This window comes from Marinomonas sp. UCMA 3892, from assembly GCF_012726345.1.
Taxonomy (GTDB): Bacteria; Pseudomonadota; Gammaproteobacteria; order Pseudomonadales; family Marinomonadaceae; genus Marinomonas.
In genome coordinates, this window is record NZ_PTXN01000018.1 from 1 (window position 1) to 19247 (window position 19247).

At 43.4% G+C, this 19247-nt stretch carries 8 protein-coding genes and 4 tRNA genes; 5 read left to right on the forward strand and 7 right to left on the reverse strand.

The genetic code is table 11. The features are described 5' to 3' along the window. The first annotated feature begins 140 nt into the window (after positions 1-140). Positions 141-9182: an Ig-like domain-containing protein gene (locus tag B6N13_RS19735; protein ID WP_169460359.1), complete on the forward strand. Its 9042-nt coding sequence runs from the start codon at positions 141-143 to the stop codon at positions 9180-9182. 108 nt (positions 9183-9290) lie between these two features. Here the strand turns inward: B6N13_RS19735 and msrA are convergent, their stop codons facing one another. Further along, positions 9291-9950 carry a peptide-methionine (S)-S-oxide reductase MsrA gene (gene msrA, locus B6N13_RS19740; protein ID WP_169460360.1) on the reverse strand — a complete coding sequence of 220 codons (660 nt, stop codon included), beginning with the start codon at positions 9948-9950 and terminating at the stop codon, positions 9291-9293. A gap of 289 nt (positions 9951-10239) precedes the next feature. Here msrA and B6N13_RS19745 point away from each other — a divergent pair. The 4 genes from B6N13_RS19745 (at position 10240) to B6N13_RS19760 (ending at position 10747) form a co-directional block, all read left to right on the forward strand. Beyond that, positions 10240-10316, forward strand: a tRNA-Met gene (locus tag B6N13_RS19745). A 100-nt stretch (positions 10317-10416) separates the two neighbouring features. Next, positions 10417-10493, forward strand: a tRNA-Met gene (locus tag B6N13_RS19750). A gap of 50 nt (positions 10494-10543) precedes the next feature. Continuing rightward, positions 10544-10620 (forward strand) — tRNA-Met (locus tag B6N13_RS19755). 50 nt (positions 10621-10670) lie between these two features. Further along, positions 10671-10747, forward strand: a tRNA-Met gene (locus B6N13_RS19760). Between the two features lie 1178 nt (positions 10748-11925). On the opposite strand, the gene B6N13_RS19765 is transcribed toward B6N13_RS19760, so the two are convergent. The 6 genes from B6N13_RS19765 to B6N13_RS19790 form a co-directional block, all read right to left on the reverse strand. Beyond that, positions 11926-12954: a LacI family DNA-binding transcriptional regulator gene (locus tag B6N13_RS19765; protein ID WP_169460361.1), complete on the reverse strand. Its 1029-nt coding sequence runs from the start codon at positions 12952-12954 to the stop codon at positions 11926-11928. 191 nt (positions 12955-13145) lie between these two features. Then, positions 13146-14114: a substrate-binding domain-containing protein gene (locus tag B6N13_RS19770; protein WP_211172950.1), complete on the reverse strand. Its 969-nt coding sequence runs from the start codon at positions 14112-14114 to the stop codon at positions 13146-13148. Positions 14115-14218: 104 nt separating this feature from the next. Beyond that, positions 14219-15193 (reverse strand): ABC transporter permease, encoded by a 975-nt coding sequence (locus tag B6N13_RS19775; protein WP_012069561.1) that lies wholly within the window; start codon positions 15191-15193, stop codon positions 14219-14221. A gap of 99 nt (positions 15194-15292) precedes the next feature. Further along, entirely contained in the window at positions 15293-16792 is a 1500-nt protein-coding gene (locus B6N13_RS19780) for a sugar ABC transporter ATP-binding protein (protein ID WP_100188597.1), read from the reverse strand. Positions 16793-16804: 12 nt separating this feature from the next. Beyond that, entirely contained in the window at positions 16805-17989 is a 1185-nt protein-coding gene (locus B6N13_RS19785) for a Gfo/Idh/MocA family oxidoreductase (RefSeq protein WP_169460362.1), read from the reverse strand. A 12-nt stretch (positions 17990-18001) separates the two neighbouring features. Then, positions 18002-19057: a sugar phosphate isomerase/epimerase gene (locus B6N13_RS19790; RefSeq protein WP_169460363.1), complete on the reverse strand. Its 1056-nt coding sequence runs from the start codon at positions 19055-19057 to the stop codon at positions 18002-18004. Between the last annotated feature and the right edge of the window lie 190 nt (positions 19058-19247).

Below are 19247 nucleotides of genomic sequence, written 5' to 3' on the forward strand. Positions count from 1 at the left end.
GTGGACGTTAACGCCAACGGAGGCGTTGGATGAGGGTGGTTACAGCATCACGGCGACTTTCTCGTATACTGCGGCTGAGACCGCCGGCAACTACCCGCTGAATATCGTCGGCAGCGTCAGATGTGTAGAAGGGGCACGGTGTGACCGTGTCCATCGATGCGATGACGGACGACACAGGCTCATCCGACAGCGACTTCATCAGTAAAGACACGACGCCAGTGATCAGCGGCAAATACGACGCGGTCGATGGCGATGTGACGGTGACAGTGACCAACGCGGCGGGTAATGCCGTTGCGGGTACGTTGAGCACCGATGCGGCGAACGGCACGTGGACGTTCACGCCAACGAATGCGTTGGATGAAGGTGGTTACAGCATCACGGCGACGATCACGGATACAGCGGGTAATAGCGCGAGCGATACGCAGGCGATGACGATCGATACGACCATCGACAGCGATGGCGACGGTGTGACCGTGTCCATCGATGCGATGACGGACGACACAGGCTCATCCGACAGCGACTTCATCAGTAAAGACACGACGCCAGTGATCAGCGGCAAATACGACGCGGTCGATGGCGATGTGACGGTGACAGTGACCAACGCGGCGGGTAATGCCGTTGCGGGTACGTTGAGCACCGATGCGGCGAACGGCACGTGGACGTTCACGCCAACGAATGCGTTGGATGAAGGTGGTTACAGCATCACGGCGACGATCACGGATACAGCGGGTAATAGCGCGAGCGATACGCAGGCGATGACGATCGATACGACCATCGACAGCGATGGCGACGGTGTGACCGTGTCCATCGATGCGATGACGGACGACACAGGCTCATCCGACAGCGACTTCATCAGTAAAGACACGACGCCAGTGATCAGCGGCAAATACGACGCGGTCGATGGCGATGTGACGGTGACAGTGACCAACGCGGCGGGTAATGCCGTTGCGGGTACGTTGAGCACCGATGCGGCGAACGGCACGTGGACGTTCACGCCAACGAATGCGTTGGATGAAGGTGGTTACAGCATCACGGCGACGATCACGGATACAGCGGGTAATAGCGCGAGCGATACGCAGGCGATGACGATCGATACGACCATCGGCACGCCGACGATAGATCTTGTTGCTGAAAGTGATAGTGGTGATAGTGATTCAGATAATCTAACTAATAACACTACACCGACTTTCACTTTAGGTAATATCGATAGTGATGCAACATCTGTTCAGGTCTTTAAAGGCGCAACGTTATTAGGTGATGCCATTTTGGTTGGTGGTGTATGGACATTTACGGCTACAGCAGGTCAATTGGTAGAAGGTAGTAATGATCTAACTGTCAAAGTTACCGATAAAGCAGGCAATACTGCAATATCTGACTCACTTGATGTGACTTTAGATATTAGTGCAAGCGCGACTATAAGTATCGATACTATTGCTGGTGATGATGTGCTTACGGCTGTTGAAGCCGGTGGCCTTGTTACTATTACTGGTACTGTTGGTGGTGATGCTGCGATCGGAGATCAAGTAACGCTGAAGGTGAATGGGATAAGTGTTATTGGAACGGGCACAGTTACGGAATCAAGTACAGGAGAATTAGTCTATAGCATTATTGTAGATGGTAAAGACTTAGTGGGTAGTAATAATATCCAAGCAAGTGTTTCTGGTTCCGATGCGGCAGGTAATAATTTCAATGCTACATCAGACACTACTGATGGTCGCTATCAAGATAATTCAACTGTTTATGCTTCTATTGATGATAGTGGATTTGCTATAGAGGGAGATGATGCTGTTTTCACTGTCTCTTTAAGTCAAGCTTCTGCAGAGGATGTGCAGATTAAAGTTTCCACTGTTTTTGATACTGCTAGTGCTGCAGATATTGATGTTATGACAGCAAGTTATGTTGATGATAATAATGTGACTCATATTTTATCTATTAGCTCTGATGGCATTATTGATATCCCAGCCGGGGTGACAAAAGTTACTTTAAATGTTCCGACTATTGATGACAGTATTGTTGAAGGTAATGAAAAATTTTCGATAAAAGTAGAGGGAGTATCGGGAGTTTCTTCTGATGAAAGTGAAGCTACCACAACTATTATTGATAATGATCTTCCAACTCCAATTGTGACGATTACCACTGATAGTGATCCGGATGATGGTTTCATTAATAAAGATGAGCTTAATGGTTCAGAGACTATTGCAGTAAAAATTGCTTTACCAGAGGGTGTTAATACACATCAGACTATTGTAGTAACTGATGGTAATGAGTCCCATAATATTAAATTGGATGCGACTGCAATTGCTAATGGCTTTGTAACTTGCTCGTTCGACAATCCAGGTGAAGGGAATACGATTGCTGTAACAGCAACCTTGATTGATAAGTTTGGCAATGAGTCTGAAGCGTCTACAGATAGTGCTGTTGTAGACACTACAGCAACTTCTGCACCTATTATTAGTATTGTAGATGATGCGAACGATGATGGATTGATTAGCAAAGCTGAGTTAGGCAATGATGGAGTCCAAGTAAGTGTTACTGTGGATGGCAAAGAGCTGGAAGTAGGTGCAAATAGCTCGGTGGCATTAAGTATCACGAATAACGGTGTCGTTAGTGTTGTGTCTTTATCTCTAATGGCAAACGATGTTGGCTCTTATAAAGTTATCAGCTCAGACGAGAACGACACTCGTACTTACAGTTATAGTAATAACACGATTACATGGTCGGAAACTGTAGCAGAGGGAGCGAGTATTGATGTGATCGCAACGCAAATTGACAATGCTGGTAATGTGTCTGATGAGGGTAGAGATAGCGCGGTTGTAGATAATTTTACGTACACCGAAGCTGATACAGCTAATGGAATAGAGGACAATGTATTATCAGTGAATGCTGACAATGGCGTTTTATCTAATGATTCAGACCTGGATGGCGGGTTAACTGTCGCTTCTTTTACTGTTAACGGCGTGAGTTATGATGTTGATGCAACAACGCCTGTAGCTGTTGTTATTAAAGACGGTACTGGTGATGATGCAAAAGAGGTCGGTTCGTTAACGCTTCGTGCTGATGGCTCTTACGATTTTGCTCCTGCTACAAATTGGTCTGGTGACGTTCCAACTGTTATATATACAACGTCTACAGGCGAAAGTGCTGATTTGAATATTAATATCTCTCCAGTAGCTGATGCACCTAAGATTGAGCTTAAAATTACTGCTTTAGAATCGAATGATGAATCTAATGCTGGTGACATTACTCAAGTTAACGGTGGTAGTGGTCAGCCTGGTGGTTTTGATGTTCAGAATGGTCAAATTGTCAAAGTTGGTGATGGCGTTCGTGTGTGGTTGACTAAAGGTGATCCAGTACCGGAAATTGCAACCCCTGACTCTGAAAACCATGGCATAGTAAATTACTACGGCCCTAGTGATGTTAATGGCGATCGAGAGTACGCTGATGTATTTATTGTCCATTCTGGTAGTGGCTATTTACAAGATGGTAATTGGACGTCATTACATGCTGTAAATGGAACATCAGTACCTCAAAGTAGTGATGCAATGAAGGATTACATTTTCTTATCAGGTGATAGTTCAGATATAAACGTTAGTTACGGGTCTAATAATGGCAGCACCACAAACGTTAATACACTCGAGAGTATAAGTATTACAAAAGGAACCCAATCACTTATCAGTGGTGGTAACCGCATTGAGGGGATTATCCACGGGAATGGAACGCTCGATGGGCCAAATCAAGATGATACAACAATTGAAACAATAGCTACTAGCCAAGAGTTTTTGATTGATGTATCTGCTGAACTTACTGATACCGATGGTAGTGAAACACTTTCTGGGGTTACGCTAACAGGTATTCCTGATGGCATTGATGTCGAGCTTGTTGGAGCGCCTGAAGGTGTTGAGCTCAGTCATAATGGTAGTGAGTGGGTCATTAGCAATCCTGATGGTAAAGATCTAACAGATATTCAGTTGAAAATGACTGTGCCGCAAAATTCTGATGCTTTCACTATTACAGCAAAAGCTACGTCAACAGAAGGTGTTGGTGGTGATAGTGCTATTGGATCTGCTACAGCTAATTTTGTTGATACGGATACTGTTCCAGCTATTACTGTTGACGCTGGTACTCTCGCTAGCTTGGATGTATTGACGGATGATTCTGACCTTCGTACTGCTGATGAGTCTGTTTCTACTGTGGTTGATTTCTCATCGGCCTTTGATGTCGATTATGGCACCGATGGTCGTGGTGATGTGGCTTACGAAATCAAACTTGATGATTCTTCTACTAACACTGGGCTGACGGCATCTAGTTCGGGTGAGGCAATTAGTTTGTCATTGATTGACGGTAAATTAGTTGGCTTGACAGAAAGTGGAGTTAAAGTATTCGAAGTTACCCTTGATGCTGATGGCAAGGTCTCTATGACCCAATACGAGGCGGTGTCTCATCCTGATGGCACTCAAGATAATGAAGAAATTACGTTAGAAGGTTTGGGCGTTAAGCTGCAGGTAACGGCGACGGATGCAGATAGCAATACGTCGGACGCTGATGTTGCTACGACAGAAATAGATCTTGGTGCACATCTCAAATTTGCAGATGATGGCGTAAGTATTTTACAAAATGCTGTGCCAGATGGTGGCTACCAAGTGTCAACATCCGATATTACTAAGGTGGTGTTGGGAGATTTTGATTTTGCAAAAGGTTATTGGGGGTCTTCAAGAGATTACGATAGTAATAATGTTATTTCTGGTTCTCAGTATAAGGAGCAAGGTTTCACAGTAGAAGCACTTGGTTTTAATGTAGATGGTTCGGCATTGGTGTCCGCTGAGTTATACCAAACTGGTCGAGGGCTTTCTGTTAGTAGTCATAGTGCCAATTCTGGACTTGATGAGTTACCAGGTGAAATTTCATCCCGTGGTAACTTATCTGAAGAGCTTGTCTTTAAACTTGAGCCTGGACATCTAGCATTTGGAATGAATGCTCAATTAAGTTCTCTATATGTTAGTGGCACTAATGGTGATACTGAAAATGAGTTGGCTCAAGCCGTATTCTATAGAGACGGCGTTGTCATAGGTAAAACTGAGAATTTCGTTGCTAATTCTGGCGGTGGAGCAGGTTCAGTTACGACGAAATTGATCTCTGTACCGGGAGGTTTTGATGAGGTGCATTTTGTCGCTGTGGATAATGGTACTGGCTCATCAAGTGCTTCTAATAGCGATTTTGCTGTCCAGTCTATTTCTTTTATTGGGGCTGATTCAGCTCAACCTATCGCAAGTGCGACTGGACAAGTAGACGCTAGCTCAGCTGATGGTATTGGTGATTTCAAACTAACTGGTTTGGTCGATGATTTAGGTTATACCGTTACGCTTAGTGATGATGGCCATACGCTTAAGGCTGTAGATGAAGATAATAAACCTGTTTTCGAAATTAAAATGAGTGGGGAAACTGGTACATGGGATGTCCTACAGTATCAGGAGATGACTCAGGATATTCAATTTACTGTTAAGGCGGTCGACAACGATGGAGACAGTGCTACTACAGTGGTTAGTCTTGGAACAGAGCGAGTTAACTCCGCTCCTGAGCTAACGTTTGTAGATGGTTCTGATTCTGCTGTTATTTCCGAAGAAGGTTTAGCTGATGGTAATCCAGACACTGTTGGTGATTCTGATACCACTAATAATGTGACTGCTACTGGTACCTTTACTGTAAGTGATGTTGATAGTGACGATACATTAACTGTGTCACTTGTTGCTCCTACTGAAGTTATAAAATCTGGTGGTGTAACACTGGTTTGGACAACGGATAGTAGCGGTGATTTGGTCGCTAAAGCGGGTGATACTGAGATTATTCGTGTAGCTCTTACTGACACAGATGGCCAACATGGTTATGTAGTTACTCTGAGTGGTCCTGTTGATCATGCTGATGCAACGTCGGAGGATACAGCTAGTATCAACTTTGGTATTGCAGTGAACGATGGCACTGTCACGACAACAGAAAACGTGTCGGTTGTTATTGAAGATGATTCGCCTCTGTCTGTGGCGACTTCAGATACGATTGAGCTCAGGTCTACTGCGGTAACTAGTTTCTCTGTAGTTAGTATTGCAGGAGGTTTTGCTAGTAGCGTTTTTTCTGAAGGAGTGAACAGCACCAATGCAAATCAACTGGACGATGACGCTTTAATTGATCAACTTACTTGGACCGATAACAAAGGCGAATCGAATAAAACTTCATTAACATTAGCGGACTCTGATTCAAAACCAGATCTTGCTATTTCTGATGTATTTTCTGTGGGTACATTCACTCACGTTAATTCGCCGGTGAGCTCAAATTATAAGTCATTAGAGACTACTACGTTGACTTATAAATTAGTTGTTAACATCGCTGGGCAAGACAAGATCGTGACATTAACTGCTGATTTAGAGCATGACGCGACACCAAACTCCGATGCTTCCAGTGCAGATGTGGTTCGTTTGACTAATTTGTCATCTGTAAATGTAATGGTTGATGGAACGACATACACTGTATCTCTTGCTGGTTTCGTTGATAAATTAGGCAACATTAGTACGAATTTGTCCACGGAGGAGAATAAAACGAGTGTTACTGCTGTTGCGGCTAAAGTTGAAGTGTTGTCTGAAGGTTATGCAGCCATTTTGGGTAATGTAACCCTGAATTCTGATGTGGGTGCGGATGGTGGTGTTGTCGTTGCGACAACATTATCTAATGAAGATGGTACTTTGGTAATCAATGCTGATGGGTCTTATGAGTTTACTCCGAACAACTCGTTTGCTTTGGGTATTGAGTCTGGTCAAGCAGAAGTAACTACCTTTACTTACCAAGTTCGCGACGCGGATGGTGATGTTGTTAACAACGAGCTAACGATTACTGTTAATGCAGAGAACACGGCTCCGGTTGCCAAGGATGATGTGATATCTACGTTCTCTGGATTGAATGGGGAATACTACGGTACCAATTCACAGATTAATAATATTAGTGACTTTAGAGCGCTTGTTGGCAGTAAACAGCCAGATGCGACTTTTGAGGCTTCAAATATCGACTATCAAAAAGGCGACGGCGATGTTGCCAGAGGGACTAACTTACAGACTTTCTTAGGTGCTGATGCCAGTACGTTGAGTACGGACCCTGGCGACAATACGGATGGTGGTATTCATCTTCAAGGATATGTTTACTTAGAGGCTGGTACATATAACTTTAAAGTAACTGCAGATGATGGCTACCAGATAACAATTGATGGTAAAGCAGTAGCGACGGTTGATGGTATTCAATCAGAAAATACGACGACTCATCAATCTTTCACCGTTATTAAATCTGGCTATCATGCTATTGATATGATCTGGTGGGACCAAGGTGGTGCTTTTGTGTTCCAGCCTGAGTTGCGTATGGGTAATGGAGATTATTTTACACTTGATAGTTCGATTCTTCGAAATGGTACGACGGAAATTTTAAGTAGTGAAAATGGTCAATCTGTCATCATTGAACCTAGCGTATTATTGGCGAACGATACGGATGTCGATAATGACACTTTACAGATTACGTCAATTGACAATGTAGAAAACGGTTATGCGTACATCAATGCGGATGGTGATATTGTCTTCACCCCAGCTATTGGTTACAGCGGTCAAGCATCGTTTGGCTACACTGTTAGCGATGGTCATGGTAACTATGATAGCGCAACTGCCTCACTTCAGGTGAGTGGCGTCATGGCTGATCAAGCGACCGTAAGTGTAACTGTAACGGATATTTCAAAAGATACGTATGACACGTCTGCAGGGTTTGTGACAGATATTTCAGCTTCGTTGCAATTAAACCCAACTTATAACTTGAGCAAGTATAATGATTGGATCAATTTTGGTTCAAATAGCGATCAAGTATTTGTGCAAAATGATGTTTATGCTTCTCTTCAAACTAATGATGGGAATGACATCATTACTGTTGGGGGGGATATAGGTCACCTCTCGTCTAGTTATGGTTGGACCTACTATACGGAAGGTCATATTTCAACTGGAGCAGGTGACGACACCGTACTTATCGAGGGTAGTATCACGTCTGCTAATACTTTATCAGGCCAAAAGAACAGTACTGTTTTTCTAGATAGCGGTAATGATTTTCTTGCTGTCGGTCAAAATATGAGCGGACATATCGATGCGGGGAGTGGGAACGATACAGTCATCGTTGGCGGAAACGTCTATGGATCTATCGATCTCGGTTTGTGGGATGATATTGCTGTAGTTGGTGGTAGCGTGTTTGGTTATATTACTGGCGGATCTGGAAATGATTCTATTTGGTTACAGAGCTATACACTTCAAGATTGGAACAACAACAAAGACAATATCAAATATGATGTTGCTAACTTTGAAAATATCAAGTTCAAAGATGGAACGGTAATAGGCGATGGCAGTGCGTTTGTCTCTACACACGCTTACTCGGTTTCGGTTGATATTGCCAACTTGGCAGATGGAGAAAACGTTACTAGCGCTACCATCTTCGGTGTTCCAGAGGGTGCTAAATTGCAACACGACGGTATGGATCTAACTCCTAACTTAGATGGTAGCTACACAGTTGCTATTCAGTCAGGTGCAACCACTGTTGACAACTTGACGGTTGTTAGTGAGAGCGATGCAGATATTGCAGAGTTCGATTTGACTGCTACGTTGACGACAGACGGTGACAACAGTGGCATCGTCGGCTCTTCTGATAAAGATGATACAGTTGGCACTGGCGGTGATGACTTCTTAGTCGGTGGTATTGGAGAAGATACGTTACTTGGCGGAGCTGGCGATGATGTATTGTTTGGTGGTGATGACCAAGTGTCAGACACTCTGACTGGTGGGGATGGTAAAGATATCTTTATATTGAATGACACAACGGATGTTTTAAATATAGATATCATTACTGACTTTAATGCAGCTGAAGATGCGCTGGACTTGACCGACTTGCTGACAGGATTAGACGGAAGCCCAGGTAAAGATGCAGATGTTGATGCGGTTACTAAGTTCTTGAACGATAATGTTAAAGTAACAGATGGTCTTGTAGAAGTTGACGGCGAAAAAGTTGCCAATTTTGGTCCTGATTCCAATTTTGACTCAAATGGAATTAATGGTGTAACGACAGCTGACTCTATTAAAGTCATCTACAACGACCAAGAGTACAACATCAATATTGATGGCTAATCTTGCTCTGATATAGACCACTAAAAAGGCCGAATCGCTTTGCGATTCGGCCTTTTCGTTTCTGTCGCTTGTTCAGCTTTAAAAGCGATTATTCCAATTATTTAAAAACTACACGGCTAAGCCAATAGGGCAGCTGACGCCTGTGCCTGCGAGTCCACAATATCCGTTCGGGTTTTTGTGAAGGTACTGCTGGTGATACTCCTCGGCAAAATAGTAGGTATCGAGTGGTTCAATTTCTGTGGTGATCATGCCATGACCTGCGCTGATTAGCTCTTTTTGAAATGCTGCTTTGCTGGCTTCCACGATTGCCATATCTTTATCATTGGTTGCATAGATAACAGAGCGATATTGGCTGCCTATGTCGTTGCCTTGGCGCATGCCTTGGGTTGGATCATGGTTTTCCCAGAAAACCTTAAGTACGCCCTCTAACGAGATAATAGAGGTATCAAACACAACCTGTACGACTTCGCTATGTCCTGTTTGCCCAGAGCAAACTTCTTCATAGGTTGGGTTGGGTGTAAAGCCACCTGCATAGCCAACAGACGTGACGATAACACCGGGAGTATTCCATAGCTTGCGTTCGGCACCCCAGAAACATCCCATCCCAAGAATGATCTCGGATTCATTCGATTTTTCAGAGCGGACAAACGGTTCATTGTTAACTGCGTGTATACCAGAGATTTTTAAAGGTGTGCTTCTACCTGGAAGAGCATCGGCTTCAGCTGGGATTGCTGACTTTTTAAGAATTGCTTCAATATTGCTGGGCATGTGTGTCTCCTAACCTGTTGGTCGAAAATATCGGATGGCTACCTTTTACCTTGCGGTAGCGGAGGATACAAGTATTTAAGCTTCTCTATATCTAATAAGAGGCTAAGTCTGTTTTATAGAGTTAAATAATGAGGGAGAAAGATTTATTTTCAACTAATCCTATCTAGTTCTCTTGCAGTGCTTGACTCTTGGATTAATCTACCTATAATACGCACCTCGTTAGCAAGGGTTGAGCGAATTGGCTTAGCCAACAAGCATTGATGAATGGTTGTTGTTAACGATAATTAGTCGCGGGATGGAGCAGTCTGGTAGCTCGTCGGGCTCATAACCCGAAGGTCGTTGGTTCGAATCCGGCTCCCGCAACCATTTTAAAAATGGTGGTTGGTTCACTTTTTAATTAAGAAAAGGGTTCCAGCAAAAACTAATCAAACGAAATTGTTAGTGATTCTTGAAAGAATTAATTTGTCGCGGGATGGAGCAGTCTGGTAGCTCGTCGGGCTCATAACCCGAAGGTCGTTGGTTCGAATCCGGCTCCCGCAACCATATTTCAAGTAAGTCATTAAAAAGTAAGCTATGTCTATAGTTTAACTTGTCGCGGGATGGAGCAGTCTGGTAGCTCGTCGGGCTCATAACCCGAAGGTCGTTGGTTCGAATCCGGCTCCCGCAACCATATGTCAAGTAAGTCATTAAAAAGTAAGCTATGTCTATAGTTTAACTTGTCGCGGGATGGAGCAGTCTGGTAGCTCGTCGGGCTCATAACCCGAAGGTCGTTGGTTCGAATCCGGCTCCCGTAACCATATTTCAAGTAAGTCATTAAAAAGTAAGCTATGTCTATAGTTTAACTTGTCGCGGGATGGAGCAGTCTGGTAGCTCGTCGGGCTCAGCTTTTTACCCATTCGGCACAGCCGTTTGAAGGTCGTTGGTTCTTTTTTCTAAATTAAACAGCGGCTCCCGCAACCATATTAAAAAAGGTCGTTGGTTCGCTTTTAAATTAAGAAAAGTGGCTCCCGCAACCATTTTTCAAGTAAGTCATTAAAAAGTAAGCTATGTCTATAGTTTAACTTGTCGCGGGATGGAGCAGTCTGGTAGCTCGTCGGGCTCAGCTTTTTACCCACTCGGCACAGCCGTTCGAAGGTCGTTGGTTCATTTTTTAATCAAGAAAAGTGGCTCCCGCAACCATATTTCAAGTAAGTCATTAAAAAGTAAGCTATGTCTATAGTTTAACTTGTCGCGGGATGGAGCAGTCTGGTAGCTCGTCGGGCTCAGCTTTTTCCCATTCGGCACAGCCGTTCGAAGGTCGTTGGTTCTTTTTTCTAAATTAAACAGCGGCTCCCGCAACCATATTTCAAGTAAGTCATTAAAAAGTAAGCTATGTCTATAGTTTAACTTGTCGCGGGATGGAGCAGTCTGGTAGCTCGTCGGGCTCAGCTTTTTACCCACTCGGCACGGCCGTTCGAAGGTCGTTGGTTCTTTTTTCTAAATTAAACAGCGGCTCCCGCAACCATATTAAAAAAGGTCGTTGGTTCGCTTTTTAATCAAGAAAAGTGGCTCCCGCAACCATTTTTCAAGTAAGTCATTAAAAAGTAAGCTATGTCTATAGTTTAACTTGTCGCGGGATGGAGCCGTCTGGTAGCTCGTCGGGCTCAGCTTTTTCCCATTCGGCACAGCCGTTCGAAGGTCGTTGGTTCTTTTTTCTAAATTAAACAGCGGCTCCCGCAACCATTTCAATAAAGTTTAAAGATCAATTACCCTAAATCGTAGGTTCACTTTTAAGTTCAACCAAGTGCCTCCGCAACTATTTTAAAAATAGTTCTTTTCCTATCTCGCTTATGCATTCAGTTATTTTTATGTCTTTTTAGACTCATTTTTTTGATTGAAAAAATTCGATTTTTAATCGTAAGCTTTGTTCTCTAATTTATTTTTTCTTATATTTTTGCTCATGATTTTGTGCAGAGGTGTCTAGGAATTGATTTGTTTATAAATCTATTTGTAGTCGTTGATCTATTGGCGGTGGGCATGAGCTTTCGCGGACGATGAGCTGTGTGGGTAAGGTCATTTCTGGGTTTGGTTTTTTGCCTGATAATATGTCGAGTAATAACTTCATCGAAGTTTCACCGATCAATTGTCGTGGCTGATGAATCGTTGTTAATTCAGGCACGCAATACTCGCTCATTGCTAAGTTATCAAAGCCAATAACAGATAGTTCGCTGGGTACTGGAATGTTCATTTCTCTGGCTATTTTGAGCACGCCAATTGCTGCTTCGTCACTGTGGCAAACAATCGCTGATGGTTTGTTTGGTAGCGATAAGAGTTGTTTGCCAAGGTTGTAACCGGCGATGAATGAAAGATCACCTTCCATTATGTATTCATCCGTCACAGGGATTTTCCATTTTTTCATGGTTTCTGTGTGACCATTTACACGAGCATTGTAGACAGGGGTACTTCTTTTTCCTGTAATGCAGGCTATTTTGTAGTGCCCCATCATAATTAAATATTCAACGCCTTTTTTGGCGCTGTAGTGATTGTCTATGTGAACTGTTGGTACAGGAATGTCAGAAAAGTATTCACCAGCGATAACAATGGGGAGTTTTACTTCGCCAGCACTGTTAATAATCATAGATTCAGGTACGTTAGAAGAAAGAGATAATACGCCATCTACCTGCTTACTCTCGAATAGCTCAAAATAACTACGTAATCGTGAAGACTCATTACCTGCATCACCAATTAATAGTTTGTAACCATGCTTATGAGCGAGTGCTTCGATGCCATGAACAACGTCTGAAAAGAAGGTGCTGTCTATGTTAGGAAGAACAACAACAATAGTTTTCGACTCGCTTTTACGTAAGCTTCGGGCAAGTCCGTTTGGAGAATAGCCTACTTCTGAGGCGGCTTTTTCTACTTTTTGGCGAGTGGTAGGAGATACCATTTCTGGATTGGCTAATGCTCTAGATACTGTCGCAGTGGATACTCCAGCTAGCTTTGCTACATCTTTAACTGTGGCCATAAGAGTCCAAAAGCAAGAAGAAATAAAGAATAGTCGCGCCCAAATGCATAGCCTTTTAACGGTGAGTTTTTATGATTGCACATCTTACCAAACTCTCTGCCTATGCGCAGCGGCTATTCCTCAGGAAAATAGTGTTGCAAGGACTAAGTCATTAGCGCAAAAGCCCTAATGACTTAGTATTAATAAACCGCTTAGTAAGCAGCGTCTTTAAAGTAATAATCTGCAGCGTTTTCTTTCGTTACCAAGTCTGCGCCTAAAATGACGCGAGACGGTTCGTGGTATAAATAACCAAGTTTTTCGTGTTTGACGCCATGAACAGCAAGAGCAATGCCGGACGCAATCATAGATGGGCTATAAGTGACGGTTGCACGTACCATTTTATTTCCTGATTGAATCATCTCGATGATGTCTTTAGAGCCAGCGCCACCCAATACAGTTTTGATGTCTGTGCGGCCTGATTCTTCAATGGCTTTTAAAACACCTTTCAACATGTCGTCATCTTGGCACCATACCGCATCAATTTTAGGATGCTTCTGCAAGAAGTTTTCCATCACTGATAGCGCTTTTTGTGTAGACCAATCACCTGGTTGAGAATCAAGGATCTTGATATTTGGGTATCCAGCAATAACGTCGTTAAAAGCATCAACACGTTGCTTGTTGATAGGAATTTGTAGCCCTTCAATCACTACTACATTGCCCTTGCCAGACATTTCTTTAGCTAGCCATTGTGCACCTACACGACCTAGACCGGCGTTATCTCCAGCAATGAAGACATTTTGAGCAGGGTGGGCGAGTTCTCGGTCTACCACAACGGTGTAAATACCTTCGTCGTAGGCTTCTTCAATGACTTTTTGTAAGGTGGCTGGGTTATGAGGAAGGATAACCAAAGCATCAATGCCTTTGATCATTAAGTCTTCTACATCGCCCACTTGTTTTGAACCCGAGCTTGACGCAACAACGAAAAATTCGATGTCTTTTTCTTTTGCTTTTAAATCTGCCGATGCTTTATTTGCCCACCAAAGTAGCCCTGCAGTCCAACCGTGGTCTGCAGATGGCACACTTATACCAATTTTGTATTTTGCAGCGTAGCTTGTGCCAACAAAGGCAAACAGCATAGTAAACACTGCGATTAGTCTCATGATTTTATTTTTATACTTCATGGATACTCTCCGTTTTACATTGATTAAATAGTGAACAAAACGTCTGTTTTGCTCGGATTCTTGTTTTTCTTCTTATGGTTTGCATAGTAAGAAAAACCAAGCCTTTAACGGTCGCCCTTAAATTGCACTAAAACCGCAGTCAAAATAACGAGACCTTTAACCATGCCTTGTAGATAAGGCGAGATGCCCATTAAATTCAGCATGTTATTGATAATCCCTAAAATGATTGCACCGATGACGGTGCCCCAAATGGTGCCTTTACCGCCAGATAGAGCCGTGCCGCCAATAACAACCGCTGCAATCGCGTCTAGTTCATAAAACAACCCTGCATCGCCCGGGCTGACGGAATTTAAGCGCGATGCTAATAAAACAGCAGATATACCAACTGATACCCCAGCAATTAAAAAAGTTAGAAAATATACCCAGCGCACTTTAATAGCAGAATAAGAGGCTACTTTTGCGTTTGAGCCTACAGCGCAGACATGACGTCCAAATGCGCTGTGTTTTAATAAGATATGATAGGCAACAGCCAATAGTAGAAAGACCCAAACAGGGTAGGGAATGGCCCATAAGTAACCGCCACCAATATCCGCGAAATGTTGATTTTGAGAGACCATTTCCCCCGCATCACTGATATATAGTGTCATAGAGCGAAAAATGGACATGGTGGCGAGAGTGGCAATAAACGAAGCTACTTTACCACGTGTAATGACTAGCCCATTTATCGCACCAAATACACCACCTAGAGCGATGGCTGAGGAAACTGCCATTGCAACCGCCCACCAACCATCGCCAGCACCATTAATGATCATGATGGACAGTACGCCAACCAAAGCCACCATTGAGCCAACGGATAAATCGATTCCGCCGGCGATGATGACGAATGTCATACCCAAGGCAATAATGCCGGTATAGGAAACCTGTCTTAATACGTTGGTAATATTGCGCGGCATTAAAAAATGCTCGCTGGCAATGGACGAAAACAGAACTAATAAAAGCAATGCGATAAAGGGCGCGTAAGTTGCTATATCTAGTCGTTTTAGGCGTGTGATCATGGGCGATAATTCGAACATGGCCATAGTGAATCCTCGTGTATTCTTATTGTTTTTTGCACCTGTGCTTATGAGAAGCACGGCGTCGTTTATAAAGTTATTTTTAGTTATTAACAGATTTTCAACTTAGGCTTGAGCCATGGTTTTTAAACCTGCCGCGTAATACATGATCTCTTTTTCATTGATGGCATCTCCGGTGAGCTCTCCCATGATCTGACCGGATCTCATTACCATGACGCGATGTGATAAGCCCATGACTTCTTCCAGTTCTGACGAAATCACAATGATGGACACACCTTGTTCAGTCAGTGAGCGTATAAAGTGGTAGATCTCTTTTTTGGTATTCACGTCGATGCCGCGAGTTGGTTCATCCAAAATGAGGATGTTCGGGTGAGTGTCCATCCATTTTGATAAGTATACTTTTTGCTGGTTTCCACCACTTAAGTTGGCCAAGTTTGAATGTAAGGACGCTGCCTTTATGTCGAAGCGTTTAACGTATTCTCTCGCAACTTGATTCTCTTTCTTATGCTGAATAAGCCCTCTAACATAAGAGGAAAGCGAAATGAGGGTGATGTTCTTTGGTATATCAAAATTCATGATCAAGCCTTTACCTTGGCGATCTTCTGATAGGTAGGCTAGGTTGTAAGACACCGCATCTGCGATTGAATTGATTACTGCCTTTTTGCCATTTATTTCAATTTCACCGCTGTCTTTTTTACGCAGTCCCATTACCGCTTCGGCAGTCTCTGTTCGACCCGCGCCGATTAGGCCAGCAAAGCCAAGTACCTCGCCTTTTTTTAGGTCAAAATTGATGTCTTGTAACACCCCTTTGATTGATAGGTTACTTACTTTAAGTACGACTTCATCAGTATGTTCTGTACGCTGAGGATAGATTTGGTTTAATTCACGGCCCACCATTTTACGAGCCATGTCTTCTTCATCTATTTCTGCAACGTCATCCACACTAACGAGGTGGCCGTCACGTAAAATGGCCAAACGATCACAAAGTAGCTTCACTTCTTTTAGTTTGTGAGAGATGAATATAATGGTGACACCACGTTGTTTTAGTTTTTCCACCAAGCTGAAAAAGATATCCACTTCGTGATCAGTTAACACTGTCGTGGGCTCATCCATAATTAGGATACGTGATTCATTAACGAGCGCCTTGGCAATTTCTACCATTTGCTTTTGTGCCACACTAAGATGTTCTATTAATGCATCTGGGCTCAAGTCGGTTTCTAATTCTTTGAGAAGCTCACTGGCTCTGTCACGCATTACCGATTTATTGAGCAAAAAGCCCTTTTTGATTTCGTTGCCAAGAAAGATGTTTTCAAACACATTTAGGCTACTAATTAGGTTAAATTCTTGCGGTATCATGGCAATGCCTAGACGTTTTGCATCCGCGGTAGACTGGATTGATACCTCGGAACCATCGATCTTAATACTGCCCGATGTTTTGGTATAAATGCCGCTAATAATTTTGAGAAGGGTCGATTTCCCAGCGCCATTTTCTCCCAGCACACCGAGCACTTCACCAGCAAAAATATCCAGCGTGATTTTGTGTAAAACACGCACACCAGAGAATTCCTTAACAATGCCGCGAATTTGCATAATGGGGTCATTCATTTGCTTTGACTCCTAGTTACTGGTCATTGGCTTTGAGAGCGTGTTGTCTTCTAGAGAGTGCCATGTGCTGTTATTAGCAGATGATGCCAACACAGCTGTTATGAACTTCATTCCGTCAACACCATCATCAATACTAGGAATAAAACCCTGAACTGAACGCACATCAGCACCCGCTTCAATGGAATGAATCGCAGCAGCAATGTCGACGTATAGATTGGCAAAACCTTCTAAGTAACCTTCAGGATGACCTGCTGGAATTCGGGAAAGTCGGTTGGCTTCTTCACCAGCACCGTGTCCGGATCGAGTGATTTTTTGAGTAGGCTCACCAAACAATGAAAGCCATAATTCGTTAGGGGATTCTTGAGCCCATTCGATGCCTGCTTTTTCTCCATAAAGGCGAATTTTCAAACCATTTTCATTGCCAGGAGCAACTTGGCTAGACCACAACATGCCTTTTGCTCCACCATCAAAGCGCAGCATGGTATGAACGTTGTCATCCAAGCGGCGGCCATTAACAAAAGTCGTTAAGTCAGCAGATACCTGTTGAACTTTTTGCCCGGAAATAAAACAAGCTAGATTGAAAGCGTGGGTTCCAATGTCTCCTAAGCAACCAGCCAGACCAGATTTTTCTGGATCTGTGCGCCATTTTGCCTGTTTGTTATCTGTGTTTTCAGCTTGATCTGTTAGCCAATCTTGAGCGTATTCCACTTGAATAACGCGCAATTTCCCTAGTACGCCAGTATCAACCAAATGCTTGGCGTGCCTAACGAGAGGGTAGCCTGTGTAGTTATGAGTAAGGGCAAAAAATGCACCGGATTTTTCCACTAGGGCTTTTAATTCTAAGGCCTCGTTTAGATCTTTCGTTACGGGCTTATCACAAATGACGTGAATGCCTTGTTCTAGAAATGCTTTTGCCACAGGGTAGTGCATGTGATTTGGTGTGACGATAATCACCGCCTGAATACCATCTTTGCGCTGTTTCTCTTTTTCTGCCATAACAGAGAATGATGAGTAGGAGCGTTCTTGATCAATACCAAGCCGAAGTGCCGAAGCGAGAGCTCTATCAGAGTCAGAAGATAAAGCGCCAGCAACCAATTCAAAACCATCGTCAATACGAGTTGCAATGCGATGTACGGCACCAATGAAAGCGCCATCACCGCCGCCCACCATACCGATGCGGATACGTTTGTGAGTCATGTTGTTGTCCCTCTATTTCAAACCAAGAATGCGTCGATTAGTTTCGTTATCAATGCCACTGCTGGCGAAGTCATCAAAGGCGCGCTCAGTGACGCGGATTAAATGATCGTTGACAAACTTGACGCCTTCTTCGGCTCCGGCTTCTGGATGTTTCATACAGCATTCCCATTCGATTACAGCCCAACCGCCAAAATCATACTGAGTGAGTTTCGAAAAAATGCCTTTGAAGTCGACTTGCCCATCACCTAAAGAGCGAAAGCGTCCTGCACGGTCTATCCAGCTTTGATAGCCGCCATATACACCTTGTCTGCCAGTGGAATTAAATTCAGCGTCTTTTACATGGAACATCTTGATTCGTTCATGGTAAATGTCGATGAACTGCAAATAGTCGAGTTGTTGTAAAACGAAATGAGAGGGATCAAATAGAATATTAGCTCGTGGGTGATGATTGGTTGCCGCTAAGAATAAGTCGAATGTAACGCCGTCATGCAGGTCTTCCCCCGGATGAATCTCATAACAAACATTGACGCCGCAGCGGTCAAATTCATCCAGTATTGGAGTCCAACGATTGGCTAATTCTTCAAAGCCAGCTTCGACCAAGCCCGCAGGCCTTTGTGGCCAAGGATAAAGATAAGGCCAGAGTAGGGCGCCAGAAAAAGTGGCGTGATTTGTTAGTCCTAGATTTTTAGAAGCTTGTGCGGATTTAAATAGTTGATCAACTGCCCATTGTTGGCGGGCTTCGGGATTGCCTTTGACATGGTCTGGTGCAAAGCCATCGAACATATCATCGTAGGCGGGATGAACAGCGACTAATTGTCCTTGTAGGTGTGTAGATAGCTCTGTTACCACCATACCGTGTTTGGCGAGAGTGTCCTGAATATATTTGCAGTATTCAAGATCGGTTGCAGCTCTATCCAAATCAAACAGTCTTTGATCCCAAGTGGGTATTTGTACCCCCTTGACCCCAAGGTTTCCTGCCCATTCAATGATGTTTTCAAACGTATTAAATGGTGCGTCATCGCCTGCAAATTGAGCGAGAAAAAGAGCTGGACCTTGTAAGGCTTGCATAATAATAACCCCCATATTTATTTTTATTTGAGTGGTGTTTTATGTTTGTAATCGATTACATTTAAGTTCATAAAAAAAGACTTTTCAATGTATTTTGTAAAGTCTTTTTGAATTATTTGGCTTGAGTATAGTGATTTTAATGGTTAAGTAAATGGGTTTTAGCGACAAATTAGCGTGGTTTTACCTTGGT

Coding starts and splice junctions, on each gene's coding strand:
- msrA (WP_169460360.1), bottom strand. CDS start 9,950: ATGCCCAGCAATATTGAAGCAATTCTTAAAAAGTCAGCAATCCCAGCT.
- B6N13_RS19765 (WP_169460361.1), bottom strand. CDS start 12,954: ATGGCCACAGTTAAAGATGTAGCAAAGCTAGCTGGAGTATCCACTGCG.
- B6N13_RS19770 (WP_211172950.1), bottom strand. CDS start 14,114: ATGAAGTATAAAAATAAAATCATGAGACTAATCGCAGTGTTTACTATG.
- B6N13_RS19775 (WP_012069561.1), bottom strand. CDS start 15,193: ATGGCCATGTTCGAATTATCGCCCATGATCACACGCCTAAAACGACTA.
- B6N13_RS19780 (WP_100188597.1), bottom strand. CDS start 16,792: ATGAATGACCCCATTATGCAAATTCGCGGCATTGTTAAGGAATTCTCT.
- B6N13_RS19785 (WP_169460362.1), bottom strand. CDS start 17,989: ATGACTCACAAACGTATCCGCATCGGTATGGTGGGCGGCGGTGATGGC.
- B6N13_RS19790 (WP_169460363.1), bottom strand. CDS start 19,057: ATGCAAGCCTTACAAGGTCCAGCTCTTTTTCTCGCTCAATTTGCAGGC.